The organism is Pseudomonas sp. P4_C1 (assembly GCF_056402155.1).
This window is the reverse complement of sequence record NZ_JBFUHY010000018.1, coordinates 45,999-61,508: the sequence shown is the minus strand read 5'-3', so window position 1 is coordinate 61,508 and position 15,510 is coordinate 45,999. Positions and strand designations below refer to the sequence as shown.

Sequence of the window (15,510 nt, the reverse complement as noted above, 5' to 3'; positions counted from 1 at the left end):
GAGGGTACTCTCAAGGACGGGCTTATGCGCACAGGGATGATGGCGCTGGCGTTGGGTCTGCTGACCTTGCGCTTTTTACCGGCATTGCCGCCGGTCTGGTTGTGGCTGGCGATGCCGGTGGCGGGTTTGATGTTGCTGCCGTTCAGGACGTATCCGGTGGCGTTTTACCTGTTTGGTTTGAGCTGGGCCTGCGCGAATGCGCAGTGGGCGCTGGACGACCGGTTGCCGCCGGCCCTGGACGGCGAAACCCGCTGGATCGAAGGGCGGGTCACAGGCTTGCCTCGGCATGACGACGATGTCGTGCGTTTCGAATTGACCGACATCCAGTCCCGACGTACCCGGCTGCCGCAGCAAATGCGTCTGGCCTGGTATGGCGGGCCGCCGGTGAACAGTGGCGAACGCTGGCGCCTGGCAGTCAAGCTGAAGCGCCCGGTCGGGCTCCTCAATCCGCAGGCCTTCGACTATCAAGCCTGGTTGCTGGCACAACGCATCGGGGCGACCGGGACGGTCAAGGAGGGCGAACGCCTTGCACCAGCCCAATGGGCCTGGCGCGATGCAATCCGTCAGCGTTTGCTGGCGGTGGATGCCCAAGGGCGAAGCGGCGCGTTGACGGCATTGGTACTCGGGGACGGCGCCGGGCTGAGTCGCGAAGACTGGCAGGTATTGCAGGACACCGGCACGGTGCATCTGTTGGTGATTTCCGGGCAGCACATCGGATTGCTGGCGGGCGTTGTGTATCTGCTGATCGCCGGCCTGGCCCGCTTTGGGTTATGGCCGAACCGTTTGCCATGGCTGCCCTGGGCGTGTGGCCTGGCATTCGCCGCTGCGCTCGGTTACGGGATGCTGGCCGGTTTCGGGGTGCCGGTGCGACGGGCCTGCGTAATGATTGGCCTGGTGTTGTTGTGGCGTCTACGGTTCCGTCATCTCGGTGCATGGTGGCCGCTGTTGCTGGCACTCAACGGCATTTTGCTGCTGGAGCCGCTGGCGAGTCTTCAGCCTGGTTTCTGGCTGTCCTTCGCAGCCGTGGCGGTCTTGATATTGACCTTCGGCGGCCGGTTGGGGCCATGGCGTTGGTGGCAAACCTGGACCCGCGCCCAGTGGCTGATTGCAATCGGGCTGTGCCCGTTGTTACTGGCATTGGGGTTGCCCATCAGTCTCAGCGGGCCGCTGGCCAATTTGTTCGCAGTGCCCTGGATCAGTCTGGTGGTACTGCCACCGGCGTTGCTCGGGACGCTGTTGCTGCCGGTACCTTACGTGGGGGAGAAATTGCTGTGGCTGGCGGGCGGCTTGATCGATTGGTGGTTCAGGGGATTGGGGCTCGTCTCCGGTCAGGTCCCCGCGTGGGTGCCCATGGCAGTTCCACTATGGGCCTGGGTAATCGGTGCCATTGGCGCCTTTTTGCTATTGCTGCCGCGAGGCGTACCGATGCGCCCGTTAGGCTGGCCCATGCTGTTGATGCTGGTTTTTGCGCCCAGGCCGATGTTGCCCGAAGGCATGGCCGAAGTCTGGCAACTGGACGTCGGCCAAGGGCTGGCGATCCTGGTGCGCACTCGGCATCACACGATGCTGTATGACGCCGGACCGCGTTTCGGTGAGCTCGACCAGGGGGAGCGGGTGGTGCTGCCGGCGTTGCGCAAACTGGGGGTGAAGGGCCTCGACCTGATGCTGATCAGCCACGCCCACGCCGATCATGCCGGTGGTGCCCGGGCGGTTGCCAAGGGCTTGCCGGTGAAACAGGTGGTCAGTGGTGAACCGTCGGACCTGCCTGCGCAGTTGCAGGCCGAGCGTTGTGACAGTGGTCGGCAATGGACCTGGGATGAAGTCGATTTCCAGCTTTGGCACTGGCCATTGGCCGGCGACAGCAACCAGAACTCTTGTGTCCTGCTGATCGAGGCCAATGGCGAACGGTTGCTGTTGAGTGGCGACATTGATGCGGCCGCCGAGAGAGCCCTGCTGGACAGTCCGTTGGCCCTGCCCACCGATTGGCTGCAGGCGCCACACCACGGTAGTCGCAGTTCTTCGTCCAATGCCCTGTTGGATGTCCTGCAACCTAAAGGTGCGCTGATCTCCCGCGGGCAGGGCAATTCGTTTGGCCATCCGCATCCCACGGTCATCGCGCGTTATCAAAAACGTGGAATGGCGATCTACGACAGCGTCGAACAGGGTGCCATTCGTCTGCAACTGGGGCGCTTCGAGCCGCCGTGGTCAATGCGCCAGGAACGGCGTTTCTGGCGCGATCCGCCGCCCTCGGACCAATGACCGGGCATTATCAATGCCCGACCGGATGCGACATCACGGTCTTCGGTGCTTGCACCCCCTATGTTAGAGTGGCGCACTTTTTCGAGGGGACTGTCACTGTGTGGGAATTGGTCAAATCCGGCGGCTGGATGATGCTGCCGATCATTCTGAGTTCCATCGCGGCCATGGCCATCGTCGCCGAGCGCCTCTGGACCCTGCGAGCCAGCCGCGTGACCCCGGAGCATTTGCTCGGGCAGGTCTGGGTCTGGATCAAGGACAAACAGCTCAATAAAGAAAAACTCAAGGAACTGCGCGCCAACTCCCCGTTGGGCGAGATCCTGGCGGCCGGCCTGGCCAACTCCAAGCATGGTCGCGAGATCATGAAGGAGTGCATCGAAGAGGCCGCCCAACGGGTCATCCATGAGCTGGAGCGTTACGTCAGCGCCCTGGGCACCATCGCCGCCATGGCGCCGTTGCTGGGTCTGTTGGGTACGGTGCTGGGCATGATCGATATTTTCAGTGCGTTCACCGGTTCAGGCATGACCACCAACGCCTCGGTACTGGCCGGTGGTATTTCCAAGGCCCTGATCACCACGGCTGCCGGCCTGATGGTGGGTATCCCTGCGGTGTTCTTCCACCGTTTCCTGCAACGCCGGATCGATGAGCTGGTGGTGGGGATGGAGCAGGAAGCGATCAAACTGGTCGAGGTGGTGCAGGGTGACCGTGACGTGGACCTGTCCGGGAGCAAAGCGTGAAATTCCGCCGCAAACCACGGGAAACGGTGGACATCAACCTCGCGTCGCTGATCGACGTGGTGTTCATCCTGCTGCTGTTTTTCGTCGTGACCACCACCTTTACCCGTGAGACCCAGCTGCGCGTTGAGCTGCCGGAAGCGGTCAGTGGCGCATCTGCCGACGACCAGACCCGACAGCTCGATATCGCCATCAGTGCCGACGGTGTGTTCTCGGTGAACAACCATATATTGCCAAAAAGCGACCTGGCCACGTTGATGGAAGCGCTGCAGAAAGAATCCAAGGGTGATACCAACCTGCCATTATCGATCACCGCCGACGGCAAATCCCGGCATCAGTCGGTCATCACTGCGATGGACGCCGCGGGCAAACTCGGATTCAGCCATTTGCGCATGACCACCATCGAAGCGGCGCCCCCCGCGTCCTGATGGCCATGTCCGATCGATTGCTGGCCGCGTGGTACGCAGGTCATCCGGCCCTGAAGCTGTTGCAGCCACTGGAGTGGCTGTACCGGCGCGTGGTCATGAACAAGCGCAAGCGCTTTCTGGCGGGTGAGGGCGAGATCTATCTGCCACCGGTGCCGCTGATTGTGGTGGGCAATATCACCGTGGGTGGCACCGGCAAGACGCCGCTGATTCTATGGATGATCGAGCACTGCCAGCGCAGCGGCCTGCGGGTCGGCGTGGTCAGCCGCGGCTACGGCGCCAAACCGCCGCAATTGCCATGGCGAGTCGAGGCCGAACAGAGTGCCGATGTCGCCGGTGACGAGCCGTTGCTGATCGTCCAGCGCACCGGCGTGCCGCTGATGATCGATCCCAATCGCAGTAACGCCGTCATAGCCTTGCTGGCCAGTGAGCCGCTGGACCTGATCCTGTCTGACGACGGCATGCAGCACTACCGCATGGCCCGCGACCTGGAACTGGTGTTGATCGACGCCGCTCGCGGCCTGGGCAACCGCCGTTGCCTGCCTGCCGGGCCATTGCGTGAGCCGGTCGAGCGCCTGCAAAGCGTCGACGCGGTCCTCTATAACGGGGCGGCGACTGACCGCGATGATGGGTTTGCCTTTCAATTGCAATCCACCGCGCTGGTCAATCTGCGCAGCGGCGAACGGCGTCCCCTCGACCACTTCCCCAGTGGCCAGGCCCTGCACGCGGTGGCCGGCATCGGCAATCCGCAACGTTTCTTCAAGACCCTCGAAACGCTACACTGGCAGCCGGTTCCACATGCGTTTGCCGACCACGCCGAATACAGCGTGCAGGTGTTGAATTTCACGCCGTCATTGCCGTTGGTGATGACGGAAAAAGATGCGGTGAAATGCCGTGCCTTTGCCGCCGCCGACTGGTGGTACCTGGCGGTCGATGCCGTGCCGTCGCCGGCCTTCGTGGCCTGGTTCGACACACAGCTGATGCGCCTGCTGCCGGCTCGTTTGTTGCCTTAACTCAGTTTTTTCCAGGGAATGCTCATGGACACCAAATTGCTCGATATCCTCGCTTGCCCGGTCTGCAAAGGCCCGCTCAAGCTCAGCGCCGACAAGACCGAGCTGATCAGCAAGGGCGCAGGCCTGGCCTACCCGATTCGCGACGGCATCCCGGTAATGCTCGAGTCCGAAGCGCGCACCCTGACTACCGACGAGCGCCTGGATAAATGACCACAGCCTTTACCGTCGTCATTCCATCGCGTTTTGCCTCCACCCGCCTGCCGGGCAAGCCGCTGTTGCTGATCGCCGGCAAGCCGATGATCCAGCACGTCTGGGAACAGGCGAGCAAAAGCAGTGCCGAGCGCGTGGTGGTGGCAACCGATGACGCGCGTATCGTCGAGGCCTGCAAAGGCTTCGGTGCCGAAGTGGTGATGACCCGTGAAGATCACAATTCCGGTACCGATCGCCTGGCCGAAGTCGCGATGAAACTGGGCCTGGCGCCCGACGCCATCGTGGTCAACGTCCAGGGCGACGAACCGCTGATCCCGCCAAGTGTGATCGATCAGGTCGCCGCCAACCTGGCGGCCCACGCCGAAGCGCGCATGGCCACCCTGGCCGAGCCGATCGAAGACGTGGACACCCTGTTCAACCCCAACGTGGTCAAGGTCGTCAGCGACCTCAATGGCCTGGCGCTGACGTTCAGTCGTTCCACCTTGCCTTGGGCGCGGGATGCCTTCGCCGTGAACCCTGAGCAGTTGCCCGAAGGTGTGCCGTACCGCCGCCACATCGGCATCTATGCCTACCGCGCCGGTTTCCTGCAGGATTTCGTCAGCTGGGGCCCATGCTGGCTGGAAAACACCGAGTGCCTGGAGCAGCTGCGTGCCCTGTGGCACGGCGCGCGGATCCATGTGGCCGACGCACTGATCGCACCGCCAGCCGGTGTCGATACCGTTGAAGACCTCGAGCGCGTTCGTCGCCTGCTGGAGGCGTGATGCGGGTTCTGTTTGTCTGCCTGGGCAACATCTGCCGCTCTCCCACGGCCGAAGGCGTGCTGCGGCACAAATTGCGTGAAGCGGGTCTGGCTGATCGGGTCGAAGTCGCTTCCGCGGGCACCGGTGACTGGCATGTCGGCAAGGCGCCGGACCAGCGCAGTCAGGCCGCGGCGAAGCTGCGTGGATATGACTTGTCCACCCAGCGCGCCCGGCAAGTCAGCCGCGCCGATTTCGCCACCTACGACCTGATCCTGGCGATGGACAACAGCAACCTGCGCAATCTCGAGGCCTTGCAACCGGCCAAGGGCAAGGCCGAGCTGGACCTGTTCCTGCGCCGTTACCAGTCGCCAGTCGATGAAGTGCCGGACCCGTACTACGACGGTGAGCAAGGCTTCGAGCAGGTGCTTGACCTGATCGAGCACGCCAGTGATTTACTGGTGATCGAATTGAAGGGACGGTTATGAGTTTGCAGGTTCAATCGCAGGTTTCGCTCAAGCCGTTCAACAGCTTTGGCGTGGACGTTGAGGCTCGGCTGTTTGCCGAGGCCCATAGCGACGCCGATGTGCGTGAAGCCTTGGCCTATGGGCTGGAACACGAGGTTCCGGTGCTGGTGATCGGCGGTGGCAGCAACCTGTTGCTGACGGCGGATATCGACTCGCTGGTACTGCGCATGGCCACGCGCGGGATTCGCGTGCTGAGCGATGAGGGCGGCAAAGTGGTGATTGAGGCCGAGGCGGGCGAGCCCTGGCATCCCTTTGTGCAACACACACTGTCCCTGGGGTTGTCCGGCCTGGAAAACCTCAGCCTGATTCCCGGCACCGTCGGTGCGGCACCCATGCAAAACATTGGCGCTTATGGCGTCGAGATCAAGGACGTGTTCGCCGGCCTGACCGCCCTCGATCGCCAGACCGGCGAACTGCGCGACTTCACACTGCAAGAGTGCAACTTCGCTTACCGCGACAGCCTGTTCAAGCAGGAGCCGGGGCGTTGGTTGATCCTGCGTGTGCGTTTCACCCTCGACCGCGCGGCGCATCTGCACCTGGAATACGGACCGGTGCGTCAGCGCCTGACCGAACAAGGCATCGAGCATCCGACCGCCAGCGATGTCAGCCAGGCCATTTGCAGCATCCGCAATGAAAAACTCCCGGACCCGGCCGTGCTCGGCAATGCCGGCAGCTTCTTCAAGAACCCCTTGGTGTCGGCGGCGCTGGCTGCGCGGCTCAAGGGTGAGTACCCGGACCTGGTGGCCTATGCGCAACCCGACGGTCGAATGAAACTGGCCGCCGGCTGGTTGATCGAGCGGGCGGGGTGGAAGGGGTTCCGTGAGGCTGACGCTGGCGTGCATAAATTGCAGGCGCTGGTGCTGGTCAACTATGGCGGCGCGACGGGCCTGCAATTGCTGAACCTGGCGCAGCGCATCCAGAAAGACATTTTCGAGCGTTTCCATGTCGATCTGGAAATGGAGCCGAACCGGTATTAAGCTTCCAAGACGAATCAAAAGGCCCTGCACAATGTTTATTGTGCAGGGTTTTTTTGTTAATGCTCGGTTAACTTAGTCAGCTAACGATGCACACTCTTGCTCCACCAAAGGCCCGGTGCAGACGTCTGCGTCCGCATAAGAGAGCCCATTAGCCTGAGTTGATCTGCGTGCGACCCATCGAAATCCAGCGGCAGATTGCTCGACCCCATAACTCAAGAACTATGCGGGCGTGCCCATGATTACCCTGAAACTCAATGGTCAAGACCATCAACTCGACGTCACCGAGGACATGCCGCTGCTCTGGGCGATCCGCGACGTGGCCGGTTACAACGGCACCAAATTCGGCTGCGGCATGGGCCTGTGCGGGGCCTGCACCATTCATATCGAAGGGGCTCCGGCACGCAGTTGCATCACGCCCATCGGTTCAGTCGTCGGGCAGAATGTCAGCACCATCGACAACCTGCACGCCGACCCGATCGGCAAAGTCGTGCAGCAAGCCTGGCTCGACACGGCAGTCGCCCAATGTGGCTTCTGCCAGGGCGGGCAAATCATGTCGGCGACGGCGCTGCTCAAGACCAATCCGAACCCGAGCGACGAGCAGATCGAAGAAGCCATGGTGGGCAACATCTGCCGTTGCGGCACCTACAACCGTATCAAGACCGCGATCCGCCAGGCTTCCACTCACCTGAAGGAGGCCAAGGCATGAGCCGGTTACCGAATGATATTGCCCTGAGCAACCTCAGTCGCCGTGGTTTTCTCAAAGGCGTGGGGGTGACCGGTGCGTTGGTGGTCGCCGCGAGTTGGGGTTGGCAGGACGCGTTTGCCGAAGAGAAAGAGAAGAAGTTCGGCGCCGACGGCATGCCCCACGGCTGGGTCGACGATCCGAAAGTTTATGTGAGCATCGCCGCCGATGGCACGGTGACCGTGATCTGCAACCGCTCGGAGATGGGCCAGGGTGTGCGCACCAGCTTGACCATGGTGGTGGCCGATGAGCTGGAAGCCGACTGGGCGATGGTCAAGGTGCAGCAGGCCCCCGGCGATGAAGTGCGTTTCGGCAACCAGGACACCGACGGCTCGCGCAGCATGCGTCACTGGTACGAGCCGATGCGTCGCTGCGGTGCCGCTGCGCGGACCATGCTCGAACAGGCTGCGGCTGCACAATGGAAAGTGCCGGTTGGTGAATGCCATGCGCAATTGCACAAGGTTGTCCATGAGCCTTCTGGCCGCGAAATCGGATTTGGCGCCCTGGCCTCCGCCGCAGGCGCCTTGCCGGTTCCGGCCCGCGACAGCCTGAAACTCAAGCAACCCGAGCAATTCCGTTACATCGGCAAGGAAGGCACCAAGGCCATCGACGGTGAAGACATCGTCAACGGTCGTGCGGTGTACGGCGCCGACGTGCATTTCGACGGCATGCTGTACGCGACCATTGCGCGGCCCACGGTGTATGGCGGCAAAATCAAAAGCTTTGATGGCAGCGCGGCGATGAAGGTCCCCGGCGTGGTCAAGGTGGTGCAGATCGAAAGCCGTCCGTTGCCTTCGGAATTTCAACCGCTCGGCGGGATCGCCGTGGTGGCGAGCAATACCTGGGCGGCGATCAAGGGCCGCGAGGCGCTGATAATCGAGTGGGACGACGGCCCCAATGCCAGCTACGACTCGATCGCCTATCGCAAGGAACTTGAAGCTGCCTCGCTCAAGCCCGGCAAGGTGGTGCGCAATACCGGCAACATCGACAAGGCCATGGCCAGCGCCGACAGCACCCTGGAAGCCTCCTACTATTTGCCGCATCTGTCACAGTCGCCGATGGAACCGATGGTCGCCATTGCGCGGTTCACGGACGGTGCCTGTGAAGCCTGGGGGCCAAGCCAGGCGCCGCAGGTCACCCGGGAGCGGATCGGTGAACGCCTGGGCCTGCCGTTCGACAAGGTCACGTTCAATGTGACCTTGCTGGGTGGCGGGTTCGGGCGCAAGTCCAAGCCTGACTTCATCATCGAAGCCGCCATCCTCGCCAAGGAATTCCCCGGCAAAGCGGTGCGGGTGCAATGGACCCGCGAAGACGACATCCATTGTTCCTACTTCCACACCGTTTCGGCCGAATACCTCAAGGCCAGCCTGAACAAGGATGGCCTGCCGTCCGGCTGGTTGCACCGTACGGTGGCGCCAAGCATCACTGCGTTGTTTGCACCGGGCATGAACCATGAGGCGGCGTTCGAACTGGGCATGGGATTCACCAACATGGCGTATGCGATCCCCAACATTCGCCTGGAGAACCCCGAAGCAACGGTGCACACCCGCGTCGGCTGGTATCGCTCGGTATCGAACATTCCCCATGGCTTCGCGATCCAGAGTTTTATCGATGAGCTGGCGCACAAGGCCGGGCAGGATCCGCTGAAGTACCAGATCAGATTGCTCGGTCCGGACCGTCAGATCGATCCGCGCACCTTGAGTGAAGAGTGGAACTACGGCGAATCCCCCGAGCGTTATCCGATCGACACCGCGCGCCTGCGCACGGTACTGGAGACCGCCGCCAAGGCCGCCGGTTGGGGGCGCGAGTTGCCCAAGGGTCGCGGTCTGGGACTGGCGGTGCATTACAGCTTCGTGACGTATGTGGCGGCGGTGATCGAAGTGGAGGTGAAAGACGACGGTACGCTGGTGGTGCACAAGGCCGACATCGCCGTCGATTGTGGGCCACAGATCAATCCCGAGCGCATTCGCGCGCAGTTCGAAGGCGCCTGCGTCATGGGCCTGGGTAATGCGGTGCTGGGGGAAATCAGCTTCAAGGATGGCAAGGTCCAGCAGGATAACTTCCATATGTACGAAGTGGCACGCATGTCCCTGGCGCCAAAAGAAGTGGCGGTGCATCTGGTGACGCCGCCGGGCGACGTGCCATTGGGCGGTGTCGGTGAGCCAGGCGTGCCACCGATTGCGCCGGCACTGTGCAATGCGATCTTTGCTGCCACCGGCAAACGCATCCGCAACCTGCCGGTTCGTTATCAGCTGTCGGGCTGGCAGAAGGCTGGCGCCTGATGGACAGCGCCGATCTGAACGTCCTGCGCAGCGTGTTGCAATGGCACCGTGCCGGTCAGCGGGTGGTGTTGTACAGCGTGGTCGAAACCTGGGGCACCGCGCCCCGGGCACCTGGTGCCATGTTGGCCTTGCGTGAAGACGGCATGGTGATCGGTTCGGTCTCGGGCGGGTGTGTCGAAGATGACTTGATCGCCAGGCTGCACGACGGGCGCCTTGCGCTCGACGGGCCGCCGGTGCAATTGATCACCTACGGCGTGACCCGCGAGGAAGCCGCACGTTTTGGCTTGCCCTGCGGTGGCACCTTGCGCTTGACCGAGGAGCGTATCGACGATGGGGCTTGGGTCGAGCAATTGCTCGCCCGTTGCGAGGCCCATGACATCGTTGCCCGTGAACTGAACCTGGCCACCGGCAAAGTGCTTTTGCAGCCGGCCAGTAAAGCTGACGTGTTGACGTTCGACGGACAGACCTTGCGGGCGATCTATGGCCCGCGCTGGCGCTTGCTGCTGATCGGCGCGGGGCAACTGTCACGCTATGTCGCTGAAATGGCCAGGCTGCTGGATTTCGAGGTGCTGATTTGCGATCCGCGTAGCGAGTTCGTCTACGGCTGGGAGGAGCAGCACGGACGATTCGTTTCGGGCATGCCGGATGAGGCGGTATTGAACATCCAGACCGATGAACGCACGGCCATCGTGGCCTTGACCCATGATCCGCGTCTGGACGACATGGCGCTGCTCACGGCCCTGGATTCCATGGCATTTTACGTCGGGGCGCTAGGGTCGCGGGTCAACAGTCAGAAGCGCCGGGAAAACCTGGCTCAACTGGGTTTGTCGCAACCGGCGATTGACCGCTTGCATGGTCCGATCGGTTTGCACATTGGCAGTCATAATCCAGCGGAAATTGCCTTGTCGCTCATGGCGGAAATCGTGGCGGTCAAAAACGGCGTCGAACTGAAGCAGAAGAAAGTCTTGCAGGAGAGGGTATGAGCGAGTCCATTGGCGTCATCGTGCTGGCGGCGGGGCAGGGCAGCCGGTTTCGTCAGGCGGCGGGCGCCGAAAAGGATAAATTGCTGGCCGATTGCACCGGTCGTGATGGTGCGGTTCGATCAGTCATCGAGCACACCTTGGTCAACCTGCCGGTCGCTCTGGACAAGCGCGTACTGGTGACCACTGCTGACCGCCCGCAAGTGATTCGCATGGCTCAGGCCTATGGTTGTGCGATTGTGCTCATCGAATCGACGGGAATGGGCGACAGCATTGCCGCCGGGGTCGCTGCCTGCAAGCAACTCGATGGCTGGTTGATGGTGCTGGGGGATATGCCGTTCATCCTGCCGTCCAGTATCGAGCAAGTGGTGGCAGGTATTGGCGGCGACAGTATCAGCGTGCCTGTGCAGAGCGGTGAGTACGGGCATCCGGTCGGGTTCGGACGGGACTTCGCAGCGGGGTTGATGGAGTTATCGGGGGATCGTGGCGCCAAACCGCTGTTTGCCCAGGGGCGGGTGGTTGAAGTGACCGTGGATGATCCTGGTGTGTTGTGGGATGTGGATGTGCCTGAAACACTAACCTTCAGACCAACATAGATCCTTGTGGGAGCGAGCTTGCTCGCGATAGCGGTAGATCAGCTAGCACCAATGTGAATGTCATACCGCTATCGCGAGCACGCTCGCTCCCACAGTGGATTGGGGGATGATCAGAGATAAAAAAAGCCCCGCCTGGGATCACCAGGCGGGGCTTTTCAGTGGCCGATGGAATCAGACGAGAGGTTTAGGCTCGTGCTCTTTTTCCTGGGCTTGCTCGTGTTGCTCTACCGCTTCCTGAACGGAGCGCGGCGCTTCGTGGATCACCGACTCAACCGGCTCGGCAGCCACTTCAGCGGCCGGGGCAGGCGATGCCTCAACCACTTCAGCTGCAACCGGAGCCGCAGCGCCAGCCACTTCAGCTTCCTTCTGCAGACGCTCGGCTTCACGCTTGCGACGACGCACTTCACGCGGGTCGTTAGGCGCACGGCCACTTGGCGTCAGGGCGCTGACAGGCGCGGCCTCGACTACCGGAGCTGTTGCTTCGGCAACGACCGGCGCTTCAACGACTGGCGCTTCAACCACCGGCGCTGGAGCAGGTTCCGCAGTGGCAACCACCGGCTCGGAAACCATGGCTTCAACCGCTTGGGTTTCAACGGCAGGTGCAACGGTTTCAGCGACGGCTGGCTCGGCAACCCAGTTGAACGCCGTTTGCTCTTCACGCACTTCGCGAACGGTTTCAGTCACGGTTTCGACGACAGCTTCTGCAACCACGGCAGGTGCTTCAATCACTGGGGTTGGCTCGGCAGCCGCTTCAACGGCAGGCTGTGCCTCAGGCGCTGATGCCACTTCGATTTCCGGTGACGCAGTGAATTCGACCGGGGTGGTCGCTTCAACGACTGGTGCTTCAACCGGAGCTGCTTCCAGGGTCGCGGCAGTGGCGCGTTCGGCTTGCACATTGGCTTGCGCTTCAGCCGGAGCGCTGATCACGCTGCTGGCGACGGCTGCGGTAACAGCCAGGCCGGCGGCCAGATCGGCAACGCTTGGTGCTTCGGCGTTTTCGCCGGACTCGGACTCGTCCGAACCTTCGATCACGTTGCCGTTGGCGTCACGCTGACGCTCGCGACGGTTGCTGCGACGACGCTGGCCACGGGAGCGGCGACGTGGACGATCGCCCTCGGCGCTTTCCTGACCATCTTCCTGCAGTTGCTCTTCGTTGGTGGTCAGTTCTTCTTCGGCTTCGGCTGCGGCAGCTTGTTCAGCACGTGGCTGACGCTCTTCACGCGGTGGGCGTGGCGCGCGTTCTTCACGTGGCTGGCGAGCTGGACGCTCTTCTGCGGTAGCAGCGGCGGCCGGAGCAGCCGGAGCGGCCGGAGCGGCATCCAGAGGCTCGCGCAGTTCACGAACGCGTTCTTCGCGCTCGCCACGTGGCTTGCGATCTTCACGGGGAGCGCGCGGTGCGCGTTCTTCACGAGGCGCGCGTGGTGCGCGTTCTTCGCGGGCAACTGCCGGAGTTTCTTCACGGGACTCGCGAGGCTCGCGAACTTCCCGTGGCTGACGTTCTTCACGCGGCTCACGTGGTGCGCGTTCTTCACGCGGTGCACGTTCTTCGCGGGGCTTGCGGTCTTCATCGCGGCGAACGTTGCGGTTGCGACTTTGCTGGCGACCGTTGCGACGCTCTTCGTTGCGGGCCGGACGCTCGGCGGCAGGCTTTTCAACCACAACCGGCGCGACAGGCTCTTCCTTGGTGGCGAACAGGCTGACCAACGACTTCACCAGGCCTTTGAACAGGCTTGGCTCTGGCACGGCGACCGGCGCAGGGGCCGGCGCGGCCACTTCGGTCGGAACCGGAGCGTTGGCGCGGGCCGGGGCCGTCTTGACCGCTGCTTCCTGGCGAACCAGGGTGCGGGTCGCAGCGGCTGGCTGGACTTCTTCCACTTCGGCAGCGGCAGCGGCGATTTCGTAGCTGGACTGGTTGGTGGCCGCTTCCGGGCTGTCATCACGCAGGCGCTGCACTTCGAAGTGCGGCGTCTCGAGGTGATCGTTCGGCAGGATGACGATGCGGGCGCGGGTGCGCAGTTCGATCTTGGTGATCGAGTTGCGTTTTTCGTTGAGCAGGAACGCAGCCACCGGGATCGGCACTTGTGCACGAACTTCGGCGGTACGGTCTTTCAGGGCTTCTTCTTCGATCAGGCGCAGAATCGCCAGGGACAGCGATTCAACGTCACGGATGATGCCGGTGCCGTTGCAACGCGGGCAGACGATGCCGCTGCTTTCGCCCAGGGACGGACGCAGGCGCTGACGGGACATTTCCAGCAGGCCGAAGCGCGAGATACGACCGACTTGCACGCGGGCACGGTCGGCTTCCAGGCATTCGCGGACTTTCTCTTCCACGGCGCGCTGGTTCTTGGCAGGGGTCATGTCGATGAAGTCGATGACGATCAGGCCGCCGATGTCGCGCAGGCGCAACTGACGGGCGATTTCTTCGGCCGCTTCAAGGTTGGTTTGCAGGGCGGTTTCTTCGATGTCGCTGCCTTTGGTGGCGCGCGCCGAGTTGATGTCGATGGACACCAGGGCTTCGGTCGGGTCGATGACGATGGAACCGCCGGAAGGCAGTTCGACGACGCGCTGGAAAGCGGTTTCGATCTGGCTTTCGATCTGGAAGCGGTTGAACAGCGGAACGCTGTCTTCATACAGCTTGATCTTGCTGGCGTACTGCGGCATCACCTGGCGGATGAAGGTCAGGGCTTCGTCCTGGGCTTCGACGCTGTCGATCAGCACTTCGCCGATGTCCTGGCGCAGGTAGTCGCGGATCGCGCGGATGATCACGTTGCTTTCCTGGTAGATCAGGAACGGCGCGGCGCGGTCCAGCGAAGCTTCCTTGATGGCGGTCCAGAGTTGCAGCAGGTAGTCGAGGTCCCACTGCATTTCTTCGCTGCTGCGGCCCAGGCCGGCAGTGCGCACGATCAGGCCCATGTCGGCCGGGGCAACCAGGCCATTCAGGGCTTCACGCAGTTCGTTGCGCTCTTCGCCTTCGATGCGACGGGAAATACCGCCGGCACGCGGGTTGTTCGGCATCAGTACCAGGTAACGACCGGCCAGGCTGATGAAGGTGGTCAGGGCGGCGCCCTTGTTGCCACGTTCTTCTTTTTCGACCTGAACGATGACTTCCTGGCCTTCGCTCAGGACGTCCTTGATGTTGACGCGACCTTCGGGGGCTTTCTTGAAGTATTCGCGGGAGATTTCTTTGAGGGGCAGGAAGCCGTGGCGCTCAGAGCCGAAATCGACAAAGGCAGCCTCGAGGCTTGGTTCGATGCGAGTAATCCGGCCTTTATAGATGTTGGCCTTCTTCTGCTCGCGTGCACCGGATTCGATGTCCAGGTCATAGAGGCGCTGGCCATCTACCAGTGCAACACGCAACTCTTCGGGTTGAGTTGCGTTAATCAGCATTCTTTTCATGTAGTACCGTCGGTTTCCGGGCTGCCGGAAACGGCGTTCGGCACACACGACTTCTCACGGTCGGTGTCAGGTGCGTCGGGAGTGGTTGGCCATTTCCCGTGTCCAGCGAAGTCCGGCCAATGTGGGCCTTCATCGCGACGTACGCGTCCTGCTTGCTGTGGCTACTTAAGCACTCAGTCAGGAGGAGGAATCAACCAGCGGCTGTGGACGAGATGAAGCGTCTTGAGAAAGCCTGTTGCTACACAGTCCGGCGGTTGTGCATCTCCACCCTACACGTATCCCTGATAATTCGGGTGCTGCCGCGCGCAGAATCCGCAGCGGGTTGGCATTTACCGTGAGCTCCGAAAGGGGAGGTCACGCATCATGGCTAATTTAGGCGTTGTTTCCGATGCCTTCGCTCGGGGTCATTCGCAGCTGACTGCACTTTGTGAACTGGCCGTGAATATGGCTCGCAAAACGAGTGGAATACTCTGCTTTGTGGCGTGATTCAGGCCTCATGTCACCTGCGCTCGTTACACCTGCAAACTCCACCGTTACGTAGCGAAAGCCCCGTAGGACGGCCTCGCGTCCTGGTGAATTGCGTTGGTCAGGGCCGGTTTTTGACCGTTGGTCCGCTGTCCAGGCCGCTTTTGGCG

At 62.2% G+C, this 15,510-nt stretch carries 13 protein-coding genes; 12 read left to right on the top strand and 1 reads right to left on the bottom strand.

Annotated features, from left to right (window positions below; translation table 11 throughout):
- The first annotated feature begins 24 nt into the window (after positions 1-24).
- The 12 genes from AC1DU9_RS13830 to AC1DU9_RS13775 all read left to right on the top strand — a co-directional run bounded on the left by AC1DU9_RS13830 (position 25) and on the right by AC1DU9_RS13775 (position 11,479).
- Positions 25-2,259 (top strand): DNA internalization-related competence protein ComEC/Rec2, encoded by a 2,235-nt coding sequence (locus tag AC1DU9_RS13830; RefSeq protein ID WP_223459628.1) that lies wholly within the window; start codon positions 25-27, stop codon positions 2,257-2,259.
- Positions 2,260-2,357: 98 nt separating this feature from the next.
- Positions 2,358-2,993 carry a MotA/TolQ/ExbB proton channel family protein gene (locus tag AC1DU9_RS13825; protein WP_223459626.1) on the top strand — a complete coding sequence of 212 codons (636 nt, stop codon included), beginning with the start codon at positions 2,358-2,360 and terminating at the stop codon, positions 2,991-2,993.
- Positions 2,990-3,418, top strand: a complete 429-nt coding sequence (locus tag AC1DU9_RS13820; RefSeq protein ID WP_477810321.1) for an ExbD/TolR family protein — start codon at positions 2,990-2,992, stop codon at positions 3,416-3,418. The genes AC1DU9_RS13825 and AC1DU9_RS13820 overlap by 4 nt, the downstream gene beginning before the upstream one ends.
- A complete protein-coding gene (gene lpxK, locus AC1DU9_RS13815; protein ID WP_477810320.1) occupies positions 3,418-4,428 on the top strand; it encodes a tetraacyldisaccharide 4'-kinase in 1,011 nt (336 codons plus the stop codon). The genes AC1DU9_RS13820 and lpxK overlap by 1 nt, the downstream gene beginning before the upstream one ends.
- Before the next feature lie 24 nt (positions 4,429-4,452).
- Positions 4,453-4,638, top strand: a complete 186-nt coding sequence (locus AC1DU9_RS13810) for a Trm112 family protein (RefSeq protein ID WP_003179363.1) — start codon at positions 4,453-4,455, stop codon at positions 4,636-4,638.
- A complete protein-coding gene (gene kdsB / locus AC1DU9_RS13805; RefSeq protein WP_477810319.1) occupies positions 4,635-5,399 on the top strand; it encodes a 3-deoxy-manno-octulosonate cytidylyltransferase in 765 nt (254 codons plus the stop codon). Before AC1DU9_RS13810 ends, kdsB begins: the two co-directional genes overlap by 4 nt.
- The gene (locus tag AC1DU9_RS13800; RefSeq protein ID WP_223459618.1) at positions 5,399-5,863 is read left to right on the top strand and encodes a low molecular weight protein-tyrosine-phosphatase; all 465 of its coding nucleotides are present in this window, start codon (positions 5,399-5,401) and stop codon (positions 5,861-5,863) included. Before kdsB ends, AC1DU9_RS13800 begins: the two co-directional genes overlap by 1 nt.
- Positions 5,860-6,879, top strand: a complete 1,020-nt coding sequence (gene murB / locus AC1DU9_RS13795; RefSeq protein ID WP_223459616.1) for a UDP-N-acetylmuramate dehydrogenase — start codon at positions 5,860-5,862, stop codon at positions 6,877-6,879. Before AC1DU9_RS13800 ends, murB begins: the two co-directional genes overlap by 4 nt.
- Positions 6,880-7,114: 235 nt before the next feature.
- A complete protein-coding gene (locus AC1DU9_RS13790) occupies positions 7,115-7,585 on the top strand; it encodes a (2Fe-2S)-binding protein (protein ID WP_008046998.1) in 471 nt (156 codons plus the stop codon).
- A complete protein-coding gene (locus AC1DU9_RS13785; protein ID WP_477810318.1) occupies positions 7,582-9,903 on the top strand; it encodes a xanthine dehydrogenase family protein molybdopterin-binding subunit in 2,322 nt (773 codons plus the stop codon). Before AC1DU9_RS13790 ends, AC1DU9_RS13785 begins: the two co-directional genes overlap by 4 nt.
- Complete coding sequence (locus AC1DU9_RS13780; protein WP_477810317.1) at positions 9,903-10,886, top strand: XdhC family protein; 984 nt, start codon at positions 9,903-9,905, stop codon at positions 10,884-10,886. The genes AC1DU9_RS13785 and AC1DU9_RS13780 overlap by 1 nt, the downstream gene beginning before the upstream one ends.
- Positions 10,883-11,479 (top strand): nucleotidyltransferase family protein, encoded by a 597-nt coding sequence (locus AC1DU9_RS13775; RefSeq protein ID WP_477810316.1) that lies wholly within the window; start codon positions 10,883-10,885, stop codon positions 11,477-11,479. The genes AC1DU9_RS13780 and AC1DU9_RS13775 overlap by 4 nt, the downstream gene beginning before the upstream one ends.
- Positions 11,480-11,650: 171 nt before the next feature.
- On the opposite strand, the gene rne is transcribed toward AC1DU9_RS13775, so the two are convergent.
- Positions 11,651-14,875, bottom strand: coding sequence for a ribonuclease E (gene rne / locus AC1DU9_RS13770; protein ID WP_477810315.1), 3,225 nt, complete (start codon positions 14,873-14,875; stop codon positions 11,651-11,653).
- Between the last annotated feature and the right edge of the window lie 635 nt (positions 14,876-15,510).

Coding starts and splice junctions, on each gene's coding strand:
- AC1DU9_RS13790 (WP_008046998.1), top strand. CDS start 7,115: ATGATTACCCTGAAACTCAATGGTCAAGACCATCAACTCGACGTCACC.
- rne (WP_477810315.1), bottom strand. CDS start 14,875: ATGAAAAGAATGCTGATTAACGCAACTCAACCCGAAGAGTTGCGTGTT.
- lpxK (WP_477810320.1), top strand. CDS start 3,418: ATGGCCATGTCCGATCGATTGCTGGCCGCGTGGTACGCAGGTCATCCG.
- AC1DU9_RS13775 (WP_477810316.1), top strand. CDS start 10,883: ATGAGCGAGTCCATTGGCGTCATCGTGCTGGCGGCGGGGCAGGGCAGC.
- AC1DU9_RS13800 (WP_223459618.1), top strand. CDS start 5,399: ATGCGGGTTCTGTTTGTCTGCCTGGGCAACATCTGCCGCTCTCCCACG.
- kdsB (WP_477810319.1), top strand. CDS start 4,635: ATGACCACAGCCTTTACCGTCGTCATTCCATCGCGTTTTGCCTCCACC.
- murB (WP_223459616.1), top strand. CDS start 5,860: ATGAGTTTGCAGGTTCAATCGCAGGTTTCGCTCAAGCCGTTCAACAGC.
- AC1DU9_RS13830 (WP_223459628.1), top strand. CDS start 25: ATGCGCACAGGGATGATGGCGCTGGCGTTGGGTCTGCTGACCTTGCGC.
- AC1DU9_RS13780 (WP_477810317.1), top strand. CDS start 9,903: ATGGACAGCGCCGATCTGAACGTCCTGCGCAGCGTGTTGCAATGGCAC.
- AC1DU9_RS13785 (WP_477810318.1), top strand. CDS start 7,582: ATGAGCCGGTTACCGAATGATATTGCCCTGAGCAACCTCAGTCGCCGT.
- AC1DU9_RS13810 (WP_003179363.1), top strand. CDS start 4,453: ATGGACACCAAATTGCTCGATATCCTCGCTTGCCCGGTCTGCAAAGGC.